This is a genomic window from Erythrobacter sp. EC-HK427, from assembly GCF_902498745.1.
Classification (GTDB): Bacteria; Pseudomonadota; Alphaproteobacteria; order Sphingomonadales; family Sphingomonadaceae; genus Alteraurantiacibacter.
Genome location: NZ_LR701479.1, coordinates 3,042,392 through 3,063,070, shown reverse-complemented (window position 1 = coordinate 3,063,070; position 20,679 = coordinate 3,042,392). Strand labels below are relative to the sequence as shown.

Annotated in this window: 14 protein-coding genes; 10 read left to right on the top strand and 4 right to left on the bottom strand. The window is 63.2% G+C overall.

Annotated features, from left to right (window positions below; genetic code table 11):
• Positions 1-38 precede the first annotated feature (38 nt).
• Positions 39-3,413 (top strand): PAS-domain containing protein, encoded by a 3,375-nt coding sequence (locus GC121_RS14910; RefSeq protein WP_151975467.1) that lies wholly within the window; start codon positions 39-41, stop codon positions 3,411-3,413.
• On the opposite strand, the gene GC121_RS14905 is transcribed toward GC121_RS14910, so the two are convergent.
• Both GC121_RS14905 and acs read right to left on the bottom strand, forming a co-directional pair.
• Positions 3,383-4,018, bottom strand: coding sequence for a response regulator transcription factor (locus GC121_RS14905; protein WP_151975466.1), 636 nt, complete (start codon positions 4,016-4,018; stop codon positions 3,383-3,385). The genes GC121_RS14910 and GC121_RS14905 overlap by 31 nt on opposite strands.
• A gap of 4 nt (positions 4,019-4,022) precedes the next feature.
• Positions 4,023-5,948, bottom strand: coding sequence for an acetate--CoA ligase (acs, locus tag GC121_RS14900; protein ID WP_151975465.1), 1,926 nt, complete (start codon positions 5,946-5,948; stop codon positions 4,023-4,025).
• Between the two features lie 148 nt (positions 5,949-6,096).
• Here acs and GC121_RS14895 point away from each other — a divergent pair, with 148 nt between their 5' ends.
• From GC121_RS14895 to GC121_RS14880, 4 genes are all read left to right on the top strand, one after another.
• Positions 6,097-7,488, top strand: coding sequence for a DcaP family trimeric outer membrane transporter (locus GC121_RS14895; RefSeq protein ID WP_151975464.1), 1,392 nt, complete (start codon positions 6,097-6,099; stop codon positions 7,486-7,488).
• A gap of 64 nt (positions 7,489-7,552) precedes the next feature.
• Positions 7,553-8,488, top strand: coding sequence for an alpha/beta fold hydrolase (locus GC121_RS14890; protein ID WP_151975463.1), 936 nt, complete (start codon positions 7,553-7,555; stop codon positions 8,486-8,488).
• 89 nt (positions 8,489-8,577) lie between these two features.
• Positions 8,578-9,210, top strand: a complete 633-nt coding sequence (locus GC121_RS14885; protein ID WP_151975462.1) for a class I SAM-dependent methyltransferase — start codon at positions 8,578-8,580, stop codon at positions 9,208-9,210.
• Between the two features lie 5 nt (positions 9,211-9,215).
• On the top strand, positions 9,216-9,842 hold the full coding sequence (locus GC121_RS14880) for a hypothetical protein (protein ID WP_151975461.1): 627 nt from the start codon (positions 9,216-9,218) through the stop codon (positions 9,840-9,842).
• Positions 9,843-9,906: 64 nt separating this feature from the next.
• On the opposite strand, the gene GC121_RS14875 is transcribed toward GC121_RS14880, so the two are convergent.
• Complete coding sequence (locus tag GC121_RS14875) at positions 9,907-11,568, bottom strand: aminotransferase class III-fold pyridoxal phosphate-dependent enzyme (protein WP_234421288.1); 1,662 nt, start codon at positions 11,566-11,568, stop codon at positions 9,907-9,909.
• Positions 11,569-11,603: 35 nt separating this feature from the next.
• Here GC121_RS14875 and asd point away from each other — a divergent pair, with 35 nt between their 5' ends.
• The 5 genes from asd to GC121_RS14850 all read left to right on the top strand — a co-directional run bounded on the left by asd (position 11,604) and on the right by GC121_RS14850 (position 19,240).
• Positions 11,604-12,470, top strand: a complete 867-nt coding sequence (gene asd, locus GC121_RS14870) for an archaetidylserine decarboxylase (RefSeq protein ID WP_151975460.1) — start codon at positions 11,604-11,606, stop codon at positions 12,468-12,470.
• A 119-nt stretch (positions 12,471-12,589) separates the two neighbouring features.
• Entirely contained in the window at positions 12,590-13,186 is a 597-nt protein-coding gene (locus GC121_RS14865; RefSeq protein ID WP_151975459.1) for a TetR family transcriptional regulator, read from the top strand.
• Entirely contained in the window at positions 13,183-14,676 is a 1,494-nt protein-coding gene (locus GC121_RS14860) for a TolC family protein (RefSeq protein WP_151975458.1), read from the top strand. The genes GC121_RS14865 and GC121_RS14860 overlap by 4 nt, the downstream gene beginning before the upstream one ends.
• Positions 14,673-15,962 (top strand): efflux RND transporter periplasmic adaptor subunit, encoded by a 1,290-nt coding sequence (locus GC121_RS14855; RefSeq protein ID WP_151975457.1) that lies wholly within the window; start codon positions 14,673-14,675, stop codon positions 15,960-15,962. Before GC121_RS14860 ends, GC121_RS14855 begins: the two co-directional genes overlap by 4 nt.
• The gene (locus GC121_RS14850) at positions 15,962-19,240 is read left to right on the top strand and encodes an efflux RND transporter permease subunit (RefSeq protein WP_151975456.1); all 3,279 of its coding nucleotides are present in this window, start codon (positions 15,962-15,964) and stop codon (positions 19,238-19,240) included. Before GC121_RS14855 ends, GC121_RS14850 begins: the two co-directional genes overlap by 1 nt.
• On the opposite strand, the gene GC121_RS14845 is transcribed toward GC121_RS14850, so the two are convergent.
• Positions 19,234-20,670: an alpha-amylase family glycosyl hydrolase gene (locus GC121_RS14845; protein WP_151975455.1), complete on the bottom strand. Its 1,437-nt coding sequence runs from the start codon at positions 20,668-20,670 to the stop codon at positions 19,234-19,236. The genes GC121_RS14850 and GC121_RS14845 overlap by 7 nt on opposite strands.
• Positions 20,671-20,679 lie beyond the last annotated feature (9 nt).

Below are 20,679 nucleotides of genomic sequence, written 5' to 3'. Positions count from 1 at the left end.
CTTTGCGCTAGCCATCGTGCAGGGGAGAGGTCTGGCGTATGCTCGTTGCAATCGCCCTTGTCGCAAGCGCGCTGTATCTGGGCGCGCTGTTCTGGATCGCCGCGCGGGCTGACCGTGCGGAGCGACCCGTTTCGGCGCGGCATCGAGGCTGGATTTACGGGCTATCACTGGCGGTCTATTGCACCAGTTGGACATTCTTTGGCGGCGTGGGCACGGCAGCCACGGCGGGGCTGCAATATCTGCCGATCTATCTTGGGCCGATCCTGCTGTTTACGCTGGGCTATGGCCTGATCGGGAAGATCCTGCGGCAAGCAAAGGCGCAGCATTCCACCTCCATCGCCGATTTTCTCTCGGCCCGTTACGGCAAGAGCGCCGCCATCGCCGCGCTGGTGACGATTATCGCCACTGTCGGCTCGCTGCCCTATATGGCGCTGCAATTGCAATCGGTGGGCGCAACGCTGGTGGCACTCGATGGTTCGCTGTCGCGCAATCTGGCGATGGACGAAACCGTGCTGGCCGTCGCCACCACCATGGCCCTGTTCGCGATCTTTTTCGGTTCGCGCAGGGCGGACCAAGCGGGGGAAAATTCCGGCCTGGTGCTGACCATCGCGGTGGAAGCGGTAGTGAAGCTGTTTGCGCTGATCGTGCTGGCGGTGGCGGCGCTGGTGATGCTCGCCGATACCGAAGCACCCAGAGTGGCGAGCGTTTTCAACGAAAGCCAGCTTGATCTGCGCTTCCTTATCCTCACCCTGCTTGCGGCCTGCGCAGCCTTGTGCCTGCCGCGCCAGTTCCACATGGCGTTTGTCGAAGCGCCCGATGATCGGCCGGACGCGGCCAAGCAATGGATCTTCCCCGCCTATCTGGTGCTGACATCGCTGGTGATCGTACCGATTGTGCTGGCGGGCCTTGCAATTTTGCCGCCGGATACACCGCGCGATTCCATCGTTATGGCGCTGCCGTTGGCGATGGGGAATGACGCGCTGGCGCTGCTCATGTTTATCGGCGGATTGTCTGCTTCTACCGGCATGATCATGGTGGCGAGCGTTGCCCTCTCGACCATGATTACCAATGATCTGCTCGCGCCGGTCATTTTCCGCCGCGCGCTGAGCGGGCAGGGTGACCGGACGCGGCTCGCCAGCCGTCTGCTGCTGGTGCGGCGGGTGGTGATCGCGGCGCTGCTGCTATTCTCTTACCTCGTCTACCGGCAGTTTGGCGAAAGCGAGAGTCTGGCAGGGCTCGGCACGCTTGCCTTTGCCGCTGCGGCGCAATTTGCCCCCGGCCTTGTGCTGGGCGTGCTCACCCGCCACGGCAACCGCATCGGAATGCTAAGCGGACTTGCCACCGGTTTCGGCCTGTGGCTGGTGTTGCTCGCCATCCCCGCTGCCACCGGCGTACCGCCGCCGATGCAGATGCACGAAGACACGCTGGTGTCGGGCGTGATCCTTAGCCTTGGGGCCAATGTGTTGATTTACTGGCTGGCATCGGGCCTTTTCGTGCCCTCGCTGCTCGATGCGGCGCAGGCTGCTGCTTTCGTTGGCCGCGCGTCCTCTGCCGAGGTTATGGCCTACGCCACGCGCAAACGGATTGCCGATATCCGCCTGCTGCTCGCGCAGGTGGTAGGGCCAGAGCGTGCGCGGGCGGCGCTGGCTGCCATGCCGGGCCATTACCGCGACAGCGACCAGGCGGACGAGGCAGTAATGGCGATGGCCGAGCGAACGATTGCAGGCGTCGTCGGATCCTCCTCCTCACGGCTGCTGGTGGGTTCGTGGTCGGGCGGGGAGCCGGTGCCGCTGGCCGATGTGGTGGCGATGTTCGATGAAACGAGCAGGCGCCTCACCTTCAGCGCCGATCTCTTGCAGCTCGCTATCGAGAATATCGACCAGGGCGTGGCGGTGGTCGACGCCGATATGAACCTCGTCGCGTGGAACAGCCGCTACACCGCCATGTTCGGCTTGCCCGAAGCGCTGGTGACGGTGGGCACGCCGATCGCGCAACTGATCCGCTGGAACCTGATGCGTAGCGATGTGCCGCGAGACGAGGTGGAGCGGCAGGTCGAACGGCGGCTGGAGCATATGCGCGCGGGCACGCAGCACCGGATGGAGCGCGAGCAGCCAGATGGCACGATCATGCGGATCATCGGCAACCCAGCGCCGGGTGGCGGCTATGTGACGTCCTATCTCGATGTGACCGCAGACCGCCGTGCCGAGCAGGCGCTGGAAGAAAAGGTCGCCGAACGCACCAAGCAATTGAGCGAAGCGAATGCCGCGCTCGAACGTGCGACGCGCTCAAAGACACGATTTCTGGCGGCGGCTAGCCATGATCTGATCCAGCCGCTCAATGCCGCGCGGCTATTTGCCTCGGCGCTGGACGAGGAATTCGAGGCTTCGCATCCAGCGCGCAAGCTGGTGCGCGATCTGGACGGTTCGATCAGCTCGGCAGACCGGCTGATCCGCGCGCTGCTCGATATTTCCAAGCTCGATGGCGGCGGGATCGAGGCCAAGCTGGAGAGGGTCGCGCTCAACGACCTGCTCGAAGAGACGGTGCGCCAATTCGAAGTGCAGGCGCGCGCCAAGGGGCTGCGGCTGCGCCATGTGCCGACGCGGGCCGTGATCCAGACCGACCGCGCGCTGATGGGAAGCGTTCTGCGCAATCTCGTCAGCAATGCCGTGCGCTATACTGCGACGGGCGGCGTGCTGATTGGCGTTCGGCGGAGTGGACAAGGCATAAGGTTGGGCGTCTACGATACCGGGCGCGGGATTGCGGAAGACGATGTGCAGCGCATTTTCGACGAGTTCCAGCGCGGCAAATCAACCGATAGCGAAGGTTTGGGGCTGGGGCTCGCGATAGTCCGGCGCATCACCGCGCTGCTCGATGTCCATGTCGAAACCCGCTCGGTCGAAGGGCAGGGCAGCTGTTTCTCGCTGCATTTGGAGCCGGTCGAATGGGGCGCAGGCCAGACCGCCAAGCGCCCCAGCCAACGCAGCACCGAACTAGGCGCTGCGCGGGTGCTGGTGGTGGACAATGATGCAGCAGCGCGCGAGGGCGCGCGGGCCTTGCTCGAACGCTGGCAGCTCGAAGTGATCGATGCGGCGGACGAAATGTCAGCGCGCCTCGCCACCCCGCAACCGCCCGACATCGTCATCATGGACTACCAGTTGGATGACGGCGCGCGGGGACACCTGGTCTACGAAGCCTTGTGCGATCACTGGGGCGAGCGGCCACCTGTCATTCTGCACACGGCGGAAGCTGGCAGCGAAACCGAGGAAGCGGCGCGCGCCATTGGTGCGCACCGGCTGCTCAAGCCTGCGGCTCCTGCCAGCCTGCGGTCTTTGCTCGCCAGCCTGATCGCGCAGCGCGCTTCCGGCGATGCGGCTGCGGCCGGTCAGGCGGACGGTGTGTTGGCGGCGGGCTGATCGACGTCCAGCTTGGCAGACAGCATCGCCGCTTGCGTGCGGCTGATGACCCCCAGCTTGCGGAAAATCGCGGTGATATGCGCCTTCACCGTCGCTTCGCTGATGTCGAGTTCATAGGCGATCTGCTTGTTCAGCAGCCCGTCGCGCATCCGGTCAAGAATGCGGCGCTGCGCCGGAGTGAGCGAGGCGATCTTGGCCAAGTCTCCGTCCGCTTCGACCTCGGCATCGGGGAACCACTGGTCACCATCGCGCACGGCGACCAAGGCTTCGCGCATTTGCTGCAGGCTGGCGGATTTGGGGATGAACGCCGATGCGCCCAGCTGCGCGGCAGCGGCATAAACGCGCGCCTCTTCACTGGCCGAAATGATCACGATGGGCAGGGCGGGGAAATCCTGCCGGAAGTCCATCAGCGCGCTCAAGCCTTGCGAATCCTCCATATGCAGATCGAGCAGCAGGCAATCGGCATGGTGCTGCAAGGCCGCGCGCGCGGCTGCCGCGCTGGAGGCTTCGACCGTATCCGCATCGGGCCAGGCGGCGGCGACCGCATGGCCCAGTGCCGTGCGGAAGAGCGGATGATCGTCGGCGATGATGATACGGGCGGGCATGGGCTTAGCGGTTCTGCCGCCCCTCGATCAGCCGGTCAACCAGCGACGGGTCAGCCAGCGTGGAGGTATCGCCGAGCGAACCAAAGTCGTTCTCCGCAATCTTGCGCAGGATGCGCCGCATGATCTTGCCCGAGCGGGTTTTGGGCAGGCCATCGGTGAATTGCAGATGGTCGGGCGTGGCGATCGGGCCGATTTCCTTGCGCACGTGCTGGCGCAGTTCGGCGTAGAGTTCGTCGGAGGCTTCCGCACCTTCCATCAGGGTGACGTAGCAGTAAATGCCCTGTCCTTTGATATCGTGCGGATAGCCGACCACCGCCGCTTCCGCGACCGTATCGTGCAGCACCAGCGCGCTTTCGACTTCGGCAGTGCCCATGCGGTGGCCGGAGACGTTGATCACATCATCCACGCGGCCCGTGATGCGGTAATAACCGTCCTCGTCGCGCTTGCAGCCGTCGCCGGTGAAATACAGGCCCTTGAAGGTGCTGAAATAAGCCTCGATGAAGCGGTCGTGATCGCCATAGACGGTGCGCGCCTGACCCGGCCAGCTGTCGCTGATGCAAAGATTGCCCTCGGTCGCGCCCTCCAGCGTATTGCCTTCGTTATCGACCAGCAACAATTGCACCCCAAAGAACGGCAAGCCTGCGCTGCCCGGCTTCATATCATGCGCATAGGGGAATGTGGTGAGCATCTGGCCGCCGGTTTCGGTCTGCCACCATGTGTCGACAATCGGCAATCGGCCCTTGCCGACGGTTTCGTGATACCAGCGCCACGCTTCGGGATTGATCGGCTCACCCACCGTGCCCAGCATCCGCAGGCTGGAAAGATCGTGGCTGTTCACCCAGTCATCGCCTTCGCGCATCAGCGCGCGGATGGCGGTGGGGGCGGTGTAGAAGATGTTCACTTGGTGTTTGTCGATCACATCCCAGAAACGGCCGTGATCGGGATAGTTGGGCACCCCTTCGAAGATCAGGCTGGTGCCACCATTGATGAGTGGGCCGTAAGTGACATAGCTGTGCCCGGTCACCCAGCCGATATCAGCGCTACACCAGAAGACTTCGCCCGGCTGGTAATCGAACGTGTAGTGGAACGTCGTCGCCACCCACACGCCGTATCCGCCCGTGGTGTGCAGCACGCCCTTCGGCTTGCCGGTGGAACCGGAGGTGTAAAGGATGAAGAGCGGGTCTTCCGCGCCCATCACCTCGCACGGGCAATCGGCATCGCTTTTTACATCGTCGAACCAGTGGTCGCGGCCTTCAGCCATCCCGATATCGCCGCCAGTGTGTTTGATGACGAGAACGCCGTCTACGGTGACGTCATGTTCGGCTAGCGCGGCATCGACATTGGCTTTCAACGGCACGCGCTTGGTGCCGCGCAGCCCTTCATCAGCGGTCACGACAAAGCGGCTTTCGCAGGCTTCGATCCGGCCCGCCAAGGCTTCGGGTGAAAAACCGCCGAACACCACCGAGTGAATGGCGCCAAGCCGCGCGCAAGCGAGCATCGCCACCGCGCCTTCGACGATCATCGGCATATACAGCGTAACGCGGTCGCCCTTGGTAACGCCCATGGCTTTCAGTGCATTGGCCATCTGCACCACTTCGGTGTGCAGCTGGGCATAGGTCAGGCTGCGCGACGGGCTCGCCGGATCGTCGGGCTCGAAGATGAAAGCGGTTGCATCGCCGCGCTCGGCCAAGTGGCGGTCGACTGCGTTGTAGCAGAGGTTGAGCGAACCATCGGCATACCAGCTGATCTGCGGCGGATCGAACGTCCACTCGCCCGCTTTGGTGGGGAAGCTCTCCCAATCGAGCCGCTTTGCCTGATCGAGCCAGAACCCGTCCGAATCCTCGATAGAGCGCGCATAGAGCGCGTCATATTGCTCGGCTGTGCAATGCGTTTCGTGCGGGGCAGAAGGGCAGGCTATGCGGTCGCTCATGTTCAGGTCCTCCAAAACTTTTTCCGCTTTGTATTCCTCCTATAAAGCGGGGGCAGCAAGACAAAGGTCGTAAGACGATGGGCTAATTGCGCGAAGGCCGATGCGCGCGCCATTCCTGAGGACACAAAAAACACCTTGGGAGGGATAAATGTTGGCAAAACTGTCATTGCGCACGGTCGCATTGGGGCTGCTGGCGTCGAGCGCGCTGGTGCCGACCGCGGCGGCGGCGCAGGAATTGAGCGTCGAGCAACGGCTCGACCGGATCGAAGGGATGATGGCGCAGCTGCTCGGGCGGCTGGATGCGCAAGATGCCATGAATGAAGAGCAGCAGGCCGAAATCGCCGCTACCGCCGAAATGGTGATGGCCGAGGCCACAGCGATGCGGAACGAGCAGGCCGAACTGTCGGCGCAGGTCGGCACCGTCGTCGAAGCGCAGGAGGCGGATGGCTTCACTATCGGCAATACCCGCTTCACCATCGGCGGCTATGTGAAGCTGGATGCGCTGACGATGCGCACCAGCGGCGGGCAATATGCCGATGGCGACATTACCCGCGATTTCCTGCTTCCCGGCACTATTCCCGTGGGCGGGCAGGCATCGGGATGGGATACGGATTTCTCCGCGCGGCAAACGCGGGTGATCCTGCAAACTGCCAGCGACGTGGGCACCGGAACGCCAGTCAACACGCTGGTGGAAGTCGATTTCATGGTGACCGCGGGCGGCGACGAGCGGGTCTCAAACAGCTACACGCCGCGTATCCGCCAGGCCTATATCAGCTATGGCGACTGGTTGTTCGGACAGACCTGGTCGACCTTCCAGAATGTCGGCGCGCTGCCCGAATCGATGGATTTCATTGGCACCACGCCCGGCACGGTGTTCGATCGCCAGCCCATGATCCGCTATTCGTCGGGCGGGTTCCAGATTGCTGCCGAACAGCCCGAAACGACCGTGACAACGCGCACGGGAGGCCGTGCGCTGCCGGGCGATGACACCATCCCCGATCTGGTGGCCCGCTACAACTTCGGTGGTGACTGGGGTTCGGTCTCGGCAGCGGGCATATTCCGCAGCCTGAACATTGCCGACGATGATTTCGGCACTGGCGCGGATTCGGCGATCGGTTACGGTCTGAGCCTTGCTGGCCGGTTGAACATCGGCGAACGCGATGACCTGCGTTTCATGGCGACCGCGGGCGATGGCATCGGGCGCTATATCGGGGTGAATATCGTCAACGACGCTGCGCTTGACCTCGGCGGAGAGCTCGATCCGATTTTCACCTATTCGGGCTTTGCCGCGTTCCGCCATTTCTGGACGCCGCAAATCCGCTCCACAGTCGCAGCGTCCTACTTCCGCGCCGACAATCCGGTGCTGCTGACCGGCAACCAGACGACCGACGAGAGCTGGAACGCGCTGGCCAATATCGTCTGGTCGCCGTTCAACCGCTTCGATGTGGGGCTGGAATATATGTATGCCGAACGCGCGCTGGAGGACGGGCGCTCGGGCAATCTCCAAAAGGTGCAGGTCTCCACACGCTTCAGCTTCTGAAGCTGCTCTCCCCTGAGCAGACTGCACCTTCCCCGACGGCGGGGGCACGGCTATCGGGACCTGCATGACCCAGCCGAGCCCCCGCCGTTTTCATCCTGAGGCCATGCAGATCACGCGCTGGCTCGCGGCAGACGGCTGGCCACACCGCGCTTTTGCCATGCCGGCGGAAGGTTTGGAGCGCGGCGAGATCGTTTTTCTCGGTGGTCGCGGGGATTTCTTTGAGAAGTATCTGGAGGCTATCGCGCATTGGAGCAGCCAGGGCTGGCACGTGCGCGGCTTCGACTGGCGCGGGCAGGGCGGTTCGGGCACCACCCATCCGGGCAAATATTGCCATGTCGCCGATTTCGCGCAGCTGGTGGATGATCTGGCCGGATTTTGCGTCAGCCTGCCGCCGCCTACGGGCGCGCGGGTTCTGGTGGGCCATTCGATGGGCGGGCATATCCTGCTGCGCGCCTTGGCCGAGCGGCGCGTTGCTCCGGCGGGAGCTGTGTTGCTGTCTCCCATGCTGGGGATCAGGGCCGGGCGGCTGGGCGCGCGCAGTGTGAACGCGCTGGCGGGGATCGGGCGCTTGCCGCCGCTCGCCCATCGGCCGATCTGGGACGGCGCGCCGCGCAGCAATCCCGGCCATCTCACCGCCTGCCCCGATCGCCATGCCGACAAGCTGTGGTGGAAGGCGCAGACGCCCGAAATTGCCCGTGGCGGGCCGACTTGGTTGTGGCTTGCAGCCGCCGCCCGGTCGATGCGGCTGGTGGAGCAAAATCTGCGCCGCAGCCCGCTCGCCGTGCCTTGCCTCGCGCTCACCGGCGCGCGCGACCGGGTGGTGGACAACCGCGCTGTTCGGCGCATAGTTGGACACATGATGGCCACAAGATTGTCAGAAATTCCCTCCGGCGGGCATGAATTGCTGCGTGAGAGCGACGCCGCGCGTCTGATGACATTTCAAGAGATCGATGATTTTCTTGCAAGAATTGCCAAAACCGCGCCTTGTGGCGAAAGCTAATCCACAGCTCATTTTGCAAATGTCGCGGCATTGCAACATTTCGGCTGCATTTCGGGTGTCTCGTTATTTCAAAACGGACGTATTGATTTATGCAAACCGCTGGAGTTGCCGCCGCCTATGATCGCTGGGCTCCGGTCTATGATCTTGTGTTTGGCAAGGTCTTTACGATCGGTCGCCGTCAGGCGGTGATCGCTGCCGAGGAAGCCGGGCGCCGGATTCTGGAAGTCGGCGTCGGCACGGGCATTTCGCTCCCCCAATACAAGCGCGAGACGCAGATTGTCGGCACCGACATCTCCGATTCCATGCTTGATGTGGCGCGCAAGCGGGTGCGCGAAGGTAATCTGTCCAATGTGGAAGATTTGCTGGTGATGGATGCCGAGGCGATGAGTTTCGCCGACAACGCATTCGATGTCGTCGTCGCTCAATATGTCGTCAGCGCGGTGCCCAATCCCGAAAAGGCGATGGACGAATTCCTTCGCGTCGTTCGCCCCGGCGGCGAAATCATCGTGGCGACCCGCGTGGGCGCGGAAAGCGGCTTGCGCGCCACGATCGAGAAGACGCTGATGCCGATCACCAGCAAGCTCGGCTGGCGCACCGAATTTCCGTTCGCCTTCTATGCCGACTGGGCGGACAAACATCCCGATGTGACTTTGATCGAGCGGCGCAGCCTCCCCCCGCTGGGGCATTTCTCGCTCGTCCGTTTCAAGAAGCAGGAAGGCTAATCACCATGGCTCACGCTATCCGCGGAACAACCGCCCGTCTGGGCGAGGCGCTGCGCGAACAGCGGTGGGATGACCACCGCTATTACCACCACAATCTGGTCAACCGCAGCCTCCACTTCATCAGCGCGACGACCTTTATCGTCGCCTATGTGATTGTGTGGTTCGAACCCGCGATTGCTGCGCTGCTGGGCTGGGCGGTGGCGATGACCAGCCGCCAGGCAGGCCACTTCTACTTCGAACCCAAAGATTATGACCATGTGAATGATTGCACGCATGAGCATAAGGAAGAGATCAAGGTCGGTTACAACCTCGCGCGCAAATATGTGCTGATGGGGCTGTGGGCGATCAGCCCGCTCGTGCTCGTGCTGAACCCTGCCTTCTTCGGGCTGCTCACGCCGCATACCGGGATTGTCAGCTTCCTCGAAAACACCGGAATGCTGTGGCTTGGCCTTGCTGTTGCGGGTCTGCTGTTCCGCACGGTGCAGCTGTTCTTCATCCGCGACGTGGAAACCGGCCTTGTGTGGGCGACCAAGATCCTCACCGACCCGTTCAGCGATTTCAAGCTGTACTGCAAAGCGCCGGGCCAGCTCATCAAGAGCATCATGGAAGAGCGTCGCCAGCAGGCTCGTTAGGATTCGCAGACAAATGCCCGAAACGCGCCGGAGCCAGCGTTCCGGCGCGCTTCTTTTTCCGTGCTTAGCCGAATGTATGCTTGAGCATTTCGCGCGTCAGGCGCTTGCGGATCGCCTTGCCATGCGCTGCATCATCGCCACCCGTCCACCACCAGCCGCCATCGCGCATATCGCGGCACGCGGTGAGGAAGCGGCTTTCGACTTCGGCGAAATCGGCGTCAGTATAAGCAAGGCTGAAGATGAAGCGCCCGGTTCCCACCCAGCTCAGCGCGAGACCATGCTTCTTGAGGTAGAATTGAAGCATCCAATGATAGCGCGAGGCATTGGTGTATCGCACCGTGAAGATGGTCGAGAGGTTCCCGATTTCGACCGGATGACCCTCGGCGGCGATCTTAGCATTGAGGCTTTCGGCGCGCGCGTTCCAGCGGGCATCCAGCCCGTCATACAGCGCGGCGCCTTCGTCGCTCTCGATATGGCGCAGGAAGGCATTCATCGCGCCGATCACATAAGGGTGCGAATTGAAGGTGCCGCGGGCAAAGCAGATATCGGCGGGCTTTTCAGGATTGTAGCGTTTCATCAGATCCGCGCGCCCGCACAGCACACCCACCGGATAGCCGCCGCCCAGGGTCTTGCCATACGTCACCAGATCGGGCTCCACCCTGAAATATTCGCAGGCCCCGCCGCGTGCGAGGCGGAAGCCGGTGAAAACCTCGTCCATAATCAGCACAATGCCCGCCTCGCGGCACACCGCCTGCAATTTGCCCAGCCATGCAGAATAGGATGCACGGTCAACGCCTGTATGGCCGCGCTTGTTGACCAGCGTGGAATCGCCCGGCGCGTTCTTGTTCGGGTGCATGGATTGCAGCGGGTTCACCAGCACGCAGGCGATATCCTTGCGGGTGCGCAGCACCTTCAGTGTTTTCTCGCTCATATCGGCCAGCGTATAGGTGCGGTCGGCGGGAACCGGATTGCCGACGCCCGGCTGCACATCGCCCCACCAGCCGTGATAGGCCCCGGCGAAACGCACCAGCTTGGGTCTGCCCGTGTGATACCGCGCCAGCCGCACCGCCTGCATCACCGCTTCGGTGCCCGACATATGGAAACTGACCGCGTCCAGCCCCGAATGCGCTTTCAGCCGTTCGGCATTTTCGGCGGTCAGCGGATGCAATCCGGCGAGCGTCGGGCCGAAGCTGTCGACCAGCGCGCCGCCCTCGGCCATCATCTGGCGATAGGCGTCGACGCCCAGCAGGTTGACCCCGTAGCTGCCGGTCAGGTCGTAATAGGAATTGCCGTCCAAATCGCGCAGCTGCACGCCTTGCGCGTGCTCGAAAAACGTCGTCGCGGGCAGATACTGCTTCACCAGCGGGCTGAACTGGAATGGCACGCGGTAGGTGGTGGTAAAGTCGATATCGGCGATGCTGCCGCTGGCATCGGCGGTCAGCGTCGCGGTTTTTGCAAAGCGCGTGTGATACAGCTCGGACAAAGCATCCATCGCCGCCTTGCGCGCCAGCGCGATATCTTCGGGCGCGCCGTCGGCAGTGAAGAATTCCTCCTCGCCAAAAGCGTAAGCCGGGATCAGGCCTGCCGCCCGCTTCGCCATCCGCACATGGCCCGAAAGCGACCGGTGCTTCGCCTGCGACAGGGTAATCCGCTGGCGCACTTTGGCGGCGGTCAGGATCGCTGCTGCGCCTGCGCCCAGCTTGACGGCCATCGAACCCAGTTTCACCACTCCAACCTCACTTCATTGCATCGGGACTGCGTATGAGCCTGCGTTCGGCCACCCAACGATTTCTGGCGCAGGAAAATCTCAATTTCCTCCTGACCAATCGCATTCCGCGCCATGCCTCCACCCGTTTCATGGGGTGGTTTGCGAAGCTGCGGAACCCGCTGGTGCGGGTGCCTTCGATTGCGCTTTGGCGCTTCTTTTGTGACGTGAATCTGACAGACAGCGCAAAAGCCGAATTTTCGAGCCTGCACGATGCCTTTACGCGCGCGCTGGTGCCGGGAGCGCGGAGCTTTGATGCTGCTCCCGAAGTGCTGGCCTCGCCATGCGATGCGATTGTCGGAGCGCTGGGCGAGGTGCGCGGCGGGCAGGCGTTCCAGATCAAAGGCATGGATTATGCGCTGGCCGATTTGCTCGGCGATGCGGCGCAGGCAGAGGAGTTTGCCGAAGGGCAGTTCATCACCCTGCGGCTGACCGCCGGAATGTACCACCGCTTCCACGCGCCGCATGATCTCACCGTAGAGGAAGTCCGCTACATTTCGGGCGACACGTGGAATGTGAATCCGGTGGCCCTCAAACGCGTCGAGCGGCTCTATTGCCGCAATGAGCGCGCGCCGATCAAAGTGCGGCTGGACAGTGACGGCGCCTCGCTGATGCTGGTGCCCGTCGCCGCTATTCTGGTGGCGAGCATTCGCTTGCCCTTTGTCGATGACAAGCAGCCGGTGCGCAGCCTGCACCAGCGCGTGTGGCGCGATGAAGTCCGCTTTGCCAAGGGCGAGGAGATGGGCTGGTTCGAGCACGGATCGACGATTGTCATGCTCGCGCCCAAGGGATTTCTGCCAGTGGAGGGGATTGCGACCGGCACGGTGATCGAGGCGGGCAGGGCTCTGCTGAAGCGGGTTTGATGCGGAGTGATCAGCCGGGGAACCCATTGCGCGCTCAAGCGTCTGGCAGCCAACGAAAGCGCACCCCCAACCAAAGTCTGTAGTTGTCATTCGTTCGAACGAACGATAGATAAACGGTCGTGCGCGAGCGACTCATCAGCGTGGCGATCCAGCAATTTGGCGAGCATGGCTTTGCCGGGGCGAGCACGCGCGATATCGCCGCGGCTGCGGACACCACGATGAGCAACATCACCTATCACTTCGGCGGCAAGGACGGGCTTTACCGCGCCGCTGCCGAAGCGCTCGTCACACGCTTTTGGGAAGTGGCGCAAGCGGCGCAGGCTGCTGCCCCGCAGGGTGATCCGGTCGGTGAACTCTGTGCGGTGCTGCGTGCCATCGGTGCTTTTATGCTGGGCGATGAGGCTGCGCCTGCATCCTGCTTCGTCTCGCGCGAACAGCAGAACCCGGCATCGCCGATGCGCGAGTTTTTCTGCCGCGATTTTCTGCCGCTGAGCCGGAGCCATGCGGCCAATATCCGCGCGCTCGATCCTGCGCTGACGCAGGAGGAGGCGGTTGCCACGTTCTTCTATCTCGTCTCCATGGCGATCTCGCTGCGCAGCTCGCGGATGTCGCTGTGCACGGTGATGGAAGTGGACGATATCGAAGAGCCGATGAAGGCGCTGCTGCTTGACCGGCTGGAGGCAATCGCGCGCATGGTGCTGGAGGCCAAGCGATGATCCGCGCCCGCATTCTTGCCGCGACTGCCATGCTCGCTGCTTTGTCCGGCTGCATCTCGCTCGCACCGGAGCCGGAAGTGCCGGTGGTAACTGCGGAGCTGCCCGAACAATATCTCTACGTGGAAAATGCGGGCGAATACCGGCCCGAGGCGTGGTGGACTGCGTTTGACGATCCGGTGCTCGACACGCTGGTAGCACGCGCGCTGGAAAGCAATCTCGATATTGCCGAGGCGGCTGCGCGGGTGGAGCAGGCGAGCGCGCAGGCGCGGCTGGCGCGCTCGGCACTGCTGCCGACTGTCGTGTTCAACCGTGACACCACGTCGAGCAGCACGCCGCTCTCCGGAAGCCCGTTCGGCGGAATCGCCGGAGGGGGCGGCCCCGACCGGATCGAGAACGACACCTTCTCCTTCGGCGTTGGTGCGGCCTACGAACTCGACCTGTTCGGGCGTGCGCGCAATGATCTTGCCGCGACCCGCGCCGATGCCTTGGCGGTGGAGCAGAACTTCCGGTCGGTGCAACTGGCGGTCGCGGCAGAAACGATTTCCGCCTATTTCGACGTGGTCGATACACGGCGGCAGATCGAATTGACGGTCGCCAGTCTGGATGTTCTGCAGGACCGCGCCGCGCGCACACAGGAACGCTTTGCCCGGGGACTGGCGCAGAGTTTCGAGCTTTACCAGATCGAACAGGAACTGCGCGCGGCGCAGGCCGCCTTGCCGCAATTGGAAAGCGCCCTTTCGGCGCATGAGGGGCGGCTGGCGATCCTGCTGGGCACCTATCGCCCCGAAGTGGAGAGCATCCTTTCAGCACCGCTCATTCCGACGCTCGTTTTCGATGCGGTGCCGGTCGGTCTGCCCTCCGATCTCTTGGCGCAACGTCCCGATGTGGCGGCGGCGTGGGCGCGGCTGGAGGCGGCGCGGCTGCGCATCGGAGCGCGGCGGGCGGAACGCTATCCGCAGCCCAGCCTTGTGGCATCGTTTGGTTCGCAAGGCGGCGGGGTGGGCAGCGCGCTTAATATTTTCGACAATTGGGCGGCTTCTTTCGCGCTCAGCATGGTCGCGCCGATTTTTGACGGGGGGCGGATTTCCGCCAATATCGAGGCCGCCCGCGCGGTCTATGCGCAGAACGCGGCGGCCTATACCCGCTCCGTCATCACCGCCTTTGCCGAGGTCGACACCGCGCTTTCCGACTATGAGGAGCAGCGCCAGCGTTACCTGTTGATCGCCGCGCAACTCACCGAAGCGCAAAGCTCGCTCGATTTGCAGCGGCGGCGTTTTGCGGCGGGGGTGGGCAGTTACACCGCCTATCTCGACGCGTTGCGCAATGTCTATCAGGTGGAAAGCAGCCTGTCGGGCGCGGCGCGCGCCACCGCGCTGTCGCGGCTGAATGTCCACCGCGCACTGGGCGGCGATTGGGCGCCTGACAGCCAACCCCTCCCGCTCGAAATGCGGCCCCTCGCAGACGGGCCTGCCGGAGACGTAATGCCATGAGCAAGCAACTGAAATATTCGCTTCTGCTGCTGGTCGGTGCCATCGGCATCGGCGCGCTGATGGTGTGGCTGCGGCCCGAGCCCGAAACGCAGGAACGCATCGAAGCGGTACCTTTGGTGGAGACGGTGGCTTTCGAGGCGGCGTCCGGCCCCATTCCCGTTATCGCGTCGGGCACTGTGCAGCCGCGCGACGTGGTGGTGATCGGCGCGCAGGTCGGGGGCAGGCTCGCCTATGTGCACCCGCAATTCCGCGAAGGCGGGGTCGTGCCCGCCGGTGCTACCGTGCTGCGGATCGAACCCACCGATTTCCAGAATCAGGTGCGCATCGCCGAGGCCGATGTCGCGGCGCAAAATGTCGCCGTGCTGCAAGCGCAAGAAGAAGTCGCGATTGCGCAGGACGAACTCGCCCGCTTTGCCGAGCGCGAGGCGGCGGTGGCAGGTTTGTCGAGCATCGACGATAATGATTACGCTGCGCGGATCATGCCGCCTGAACGGCTCGCGCGCAGCAATGCGCCTGCTAGCGGTCAGCAAGCAAGCAGCAGCGTGCTGGCCAGCCGAGAGCCGCAATTGCGCTCCGCCCGCGCCGCGCGGGAACGGGCATCGGCCAATCTCGCGGTCGCGCAATTGTCCTTGTCGCGCACCCGCGTGGCCGCGCCGTTCCGCGGGCTGGTGCAGGAAGAGAACATCGCGGTCGGCACGCTGGTGCAGCCTGGGCAGGCGCTCGGGACGCTGGTCGATGCTCGTGTGTTCGAAGTCCGCCTGTCGCTCACTCCCGATGAAGCGGCGTTGATCCCCGGCCTGATGGACGGCAGCGGGGCGCGCATTCCGGCGGATGTGTTCTACAATTATGGCGGGCTGACCTATCGCTGGCCTGCACGGATCGACCGGGCGGATGCCAGCCTCGATCCTGAAACCCGCAATGTCGAGATCTTCCTGCAAGTCCCCAATCCGATGGGCGGAGGGCAATTGGTGGCTGAAGAGGGCGAGGTGCCCTCCGCCAGTCCCGCACCGCCCTTGCTGCTGGGTGCCTTTGTCCGTGCGCAGATCAACGGCGCTGTGCTCGACAGCTATGCCGCTATTCCGGCGCAGGCGCTGCGTCCGGGCAACGAGGTGTGGGTGGTGCGCGATGGCGTGCTGCGCATCCTGCCCGTGCGGGTGATCCGGCGCGACGACGAATTTGCCTATATCAGCACGCCCTCGCTGGCCGAGGGCGGGCGCATCATCACCAGCAGCCTGAACGCGCCGACCGACGGCATGGCTGTGCGGCTGCGCGGAGATGCCGGCTAATGAGCGAGACGGCGCCTCCTGCCAGTCCGCCCTCCGGTTCGCCCGAAGAAGGCAGCGGCGCGCTCGACCGGTTCGGCAATGTTGCCGAGGAACGCGCGCGCGATCGTGGCGGGGTTGTCGCCTTCATGGCGAGGAACGGCGTTGCGGCGAACTTGCTGCTGATCTTCATGGTGGTGGCAGGAATCGTCGCCTACAATTCGATCCCGCAGGAAGTCTTTGCCGAAAGCAGCCTCGATACGATTTCGGTCAGCGTCGAATATCCGGGCGCCACGCCCGAGGAGATCGAGGAATCGATTGTCCAGCGGGTCGAGGAAGCGGTCAGCGCGATCGAAGGGGTGAAGGAAATCACTTCCACCGCGCAGGAAGGCCGCGGCACGGTCAATGTCGAGCTGCAACTGGGCACCGATATGTCCGACGCGCTGGACGAGGTGAAGTCCGAAGTCGACCAGATCCAGACCTTTCCGGTCGAAGCCGAAGAGCCCAATGTCCGCGAACTGACCACGCGGCAGATCGTCATGCGCATCGCGCTTTACGGCGATGTCTCCGAACGCTCGCTGAAAGAAAGCGCCTATGCGCTGGAAGACGCCATCGCGGGACTGGACGAGGTCAGCTATGTCGAAACCAGCGCCGTGCGCGATTATCAGGTCATCGCCGACATTCCGCAGGACCAACTGCGCGCGCTGAACCTGTCGCTAACCGATGTGGCGCGGATTGTCGGCGCGAGCAGCCTCGACAGTCCGGCAGGTTCGATTGACACGGCGCAGGAAGAAGTGCGCGTTCGCACAGTCGGGCAGAATTACAACCAGCAGGATTTTGAAGACATCGTGCTGTTGAGCGCAGGCGACGGTGCGATCTTGCGGTTGGGCGATGTGGCCACGGTGAACGACGCGTTCGAGGATTCGGACGTTGTCACCACCTTCAACGATGCGCCGATGGCCTTTGTCGATGTTTATCGCACCAGTGACGAGCGGGTGCTGGACGTGGCCGACGCGGTGAAAACGCTGCTGGCGGAAGAGCATGATCTGCCCGAAGGCCTGTCCTACGCCATCTGGGATGACCAGTCGCTGCTGCTGGAGGACCGGCTTTCTTTGCTGATCGACAATGCGATCATCGGCCTCATTCTGGTGCTGACCGCGCTCACCCTGTTCCTCGATTTGCGGCTCGCCTTCTGGTCGGCGGTGGGCATTGGCGCGACCTTTATCGGGGCGATTGCGATCCTCCAATTGGCCGGATCGAGCATCAACATGTTTTCGCTGTTCGGCTTCATTCTGGCACTGGGCCTGGTGGTGGACGACGCGGTGGTGGTGGGTGAAAACGTCTATGCCGAACGTGAACGCGGGCGAAGCGGGCTCGGTGCGGCGATTGCCGGGTCGCAGCGTGTGCAATTGCCGGTCATTTTCGCGGTGCTGACCACGATCACCGCTTTCGCGCCGCTATGGGCCGTGGGCGGCACGATCGGTAAAATCCTTGCCGATATTCCGCTTGTGGTCGTTGCGGTTTTGTCGCTTTCATTGGTCGAGGCACTGCTGGTGTTGCCCAACCACCTGTCCGATCTGCCCGCCGCCGGGACGCAAGCGAAGAACGCCGTCACGCGCTTTTTCGAACGGGTACAGAATGCGGTCGACGTGCGGCTGAAGGCCTTCGTCAACGGCCCGCTCGACCGCGCGCTGCGGTTCAGCGTGAAGATGCCGTTTCTTGTCATGTCCGGCGCGGTGGCGCTGCTGATTGTCTTTTTCGCGATGATACCGGCAGGGATCATCAAGGCATCCTTCTTCCCCGATATCGAAGCCGACCGTGTGACCGCGCGGCTGGAAATGCCTGCGGGCACGACCATCGAACGCACGGCGGAAGTGGTCGAACGGATCGAGGCAGCGGGCGACCGCGCGCTGGCGCGTTTCCACGATGGCGAGCCGAGCGAGGCGCCGTTCCTCGAAGGCATTTTCACCTCGGTTGGCCTGCAACAGCAGCAGGGCGGGCCGGACGGCTTGCGCTCGACCTTCAGCCCGGCGCTGGCGGATGTCGAACTTGGCTTGGTTACTTCCACCGAGCGCGACCTGTCCGCGGCCGAGCTGGAAGAGGCGTGGCGCGAGGAGCTGGGCGAAGTGCCCGAAGCGCGTTCGCTCACCATCGAATCTTCGCTGCTCAATGTCGGTGATCCGGTGAATGTGCACATTTCACATCCGGACAATGCTGTGCTGCAAGAAGCGAGTGATCGCATTGTTGGCGATTTGCAGACGATTGCGGGCGTGTTCGCGGTCGAAAGCGACCAAGAAGGCGGGATGCGCGAGATTGAGCTGCGGCTGAAGCCCGAAGCCCGCACGTTGGGCGTAACCCTACAGGATGTGGCGGCGCAGGTGCGCGCAGCCTTCTTCGGGGCCGAAGCAGTGCGTGTGCAGCGCGGGCGCGAGGATGTGCGCGTCTATATCCGCCTGCCCGAGAGCGAGCGCGATTCCATCGCCGATATCGAACGCTTCCGCGTCCGCGTGCCCGGTGGCTTTACCTCGGTAGGGGCGATTGCCGATGCCAGCTTTACCGAAGCGCCTTCGGTCATCCGCCGCGAGGAAGGGCGGCGGATCGTGACGATTACCGGCGATGTCGATGATGATGTCATCACCAGCCAGGAAGCCAGCTTGGTGCTGGAGGAAACGATCCTTCCGCCAATCCTCGCCGATTATCCGGGAATGCGCTATTCGATTGGCGGCGAGCAGGAAGAGCAGCAGGAGAGCTTCGGTGATCTTGGAGCGGCCTTTGGCATAGCGCTGATCGTGATCTATGCGCTGCTGGCGATCCCGTTCAAATCCTATACCCAGCCGCTCGTGATTATGGCGGCGATCCCCTTTGGCCTGCTCGGCGCGCTGATCGGGCATCTGTTGCTGGGCATTCCGCTGGGAATCCTATCGATGTTCGGGATTGTGGCGCTGTCAGGCGTTATCATCAACGGCTCGCTGGTTCTGATAGACTTCCTCAACGAGAATATCGAGCGCGGAATGCCGCCCGAAGAGGCGATGGTCGATGCGGCAAAGACCCGCTTCCGCCCGATCATGCTGACCGCGATCACGACCTTCCTCGGCGTCGCGCCGATCACGTTTGAAACGAGCGTGCAGGCGCAGTTCCTTATCCCGATGTCCGCCAGCCTCGGCTTCGGCGTGCTGTTCGGCACGGCGCTGCTGATGCTGGTGATCCCCAGCCTCGCCATCATCCATATGCGGGCGAAGAAGCGCGTGGCCGGGTGGATGGGGCGCGAAGACCCCTTTCCCGACCTTGCGCTGACTTACTGACCGCCGCTGGAAAGCAGGCGGAAGCCCCAGGCGGGCAGGGTGATCGTATCTCCCGCCGCCAGTGTCACCGCCTCGCCGGTGCGGAATTCGGTGTAGCTTCCGGCTGCCAGCCCGTCGGACAAAGTCGCTTCCACCGGTTGCGCGGAGAAATTGAACAGGCCGACGACTTTATTCCCCTCCTGCTCGCGCACCCAGGCGAACAGCTGTTCGGGCGCGGAGTTGACCACCTGCGCCATGCGCGCGCCCCAGCGGCCATTGTGCAGAGCCGGATTGGCGGTGCGGAAAGCGATCAGATCGGTGAGCAGCTGGCCATAGGCGCAGTCCTCGCCCTGGCTCCAGTCAATCGGGTCACGCTCGAAAAATTCGAGCCGCTTGGCGTTGCACGCTTCCTGACCATTGTGAATGAGCGCCAGCCCTTCGCCGGTGAAGCTCAAAGCGGTCATCGCCTCCAGCGCGTCACCATAGTTCTCGTACATCGTGCCTTCCCACGCATTGCTGTCGTGGTTTTCGATATAGGTCAGCCGCATGGCCTCACGCGGATACAGACTCTCGTTCTCGGCGTAATATCCGAAGAAGCCGGTGGCATTGGCGTCGCCTGCCGCAATGCGCTTTGAGGCGACGTGCCAGTCCCAGCCATAGGTCGCGTCAAACGCGGCGCGGTGGTGTGTCACCTGCTGCACTTCGCCGAGCATGAAGACCGGACGAATGGCGTCGAGCCGCGCGCGCATCACTTCCCAGAAATCGATGGGGACATAGCCCGCCACATCGGCGCGGTAACCGTCGACGCCGAATTCGCGCACCCAGTATTCCATCGCCCCGCCGACGTGTTCGCGCACGCCGGGCTGTGACCAGTCGAGATCGATAATATCCGACCAGTCCCACCACGGGGTCGGGCGGAAATCGCCGTCCCAGGTCTTTTCGTACCAGTCGGGATGTTCGGTCGCGAGTTCGTTGTCCCACGCGGTGTGATTGGCGACCAGATCGAGGATGACGCGGAAGCCTTGTTCATGTGCGGCGTCAACGAAGCTACGGAAATCCTCCTCGGTGCCGAATTCCGGGTTCACCGCGTAATAGTCCTGCACCGAATAGGGGCTACCGAGCGTGCCCTTGCGGTTCTCCACGCCAATCGGGTGGATCGGCATCAGCCAAAGGATATCGACGCCCATTTCACGCAGGCGCGGCAATTGCTCTTCCGCCGCGGCAAAAGTGCCTTCTTCGGTGAAGTGGCGGGTGTTGATCTGGTAGAGCACCGCATCGCGGCTCCACTCCGGATTCTCGATCTGCACATAGGGGCGCGGCGTCCACGGATCGTTCGCGGCTGCCTCGGCAACGGCGGGATCAAGGGCGGGCTCTTCCGGGCTGCTGGTCATGGCATAGGAGCCGCCTGCGATAAGCGCAGTGGCGGCGGCGGTGGCAAGCAGTTTACGCATGGATTTTCT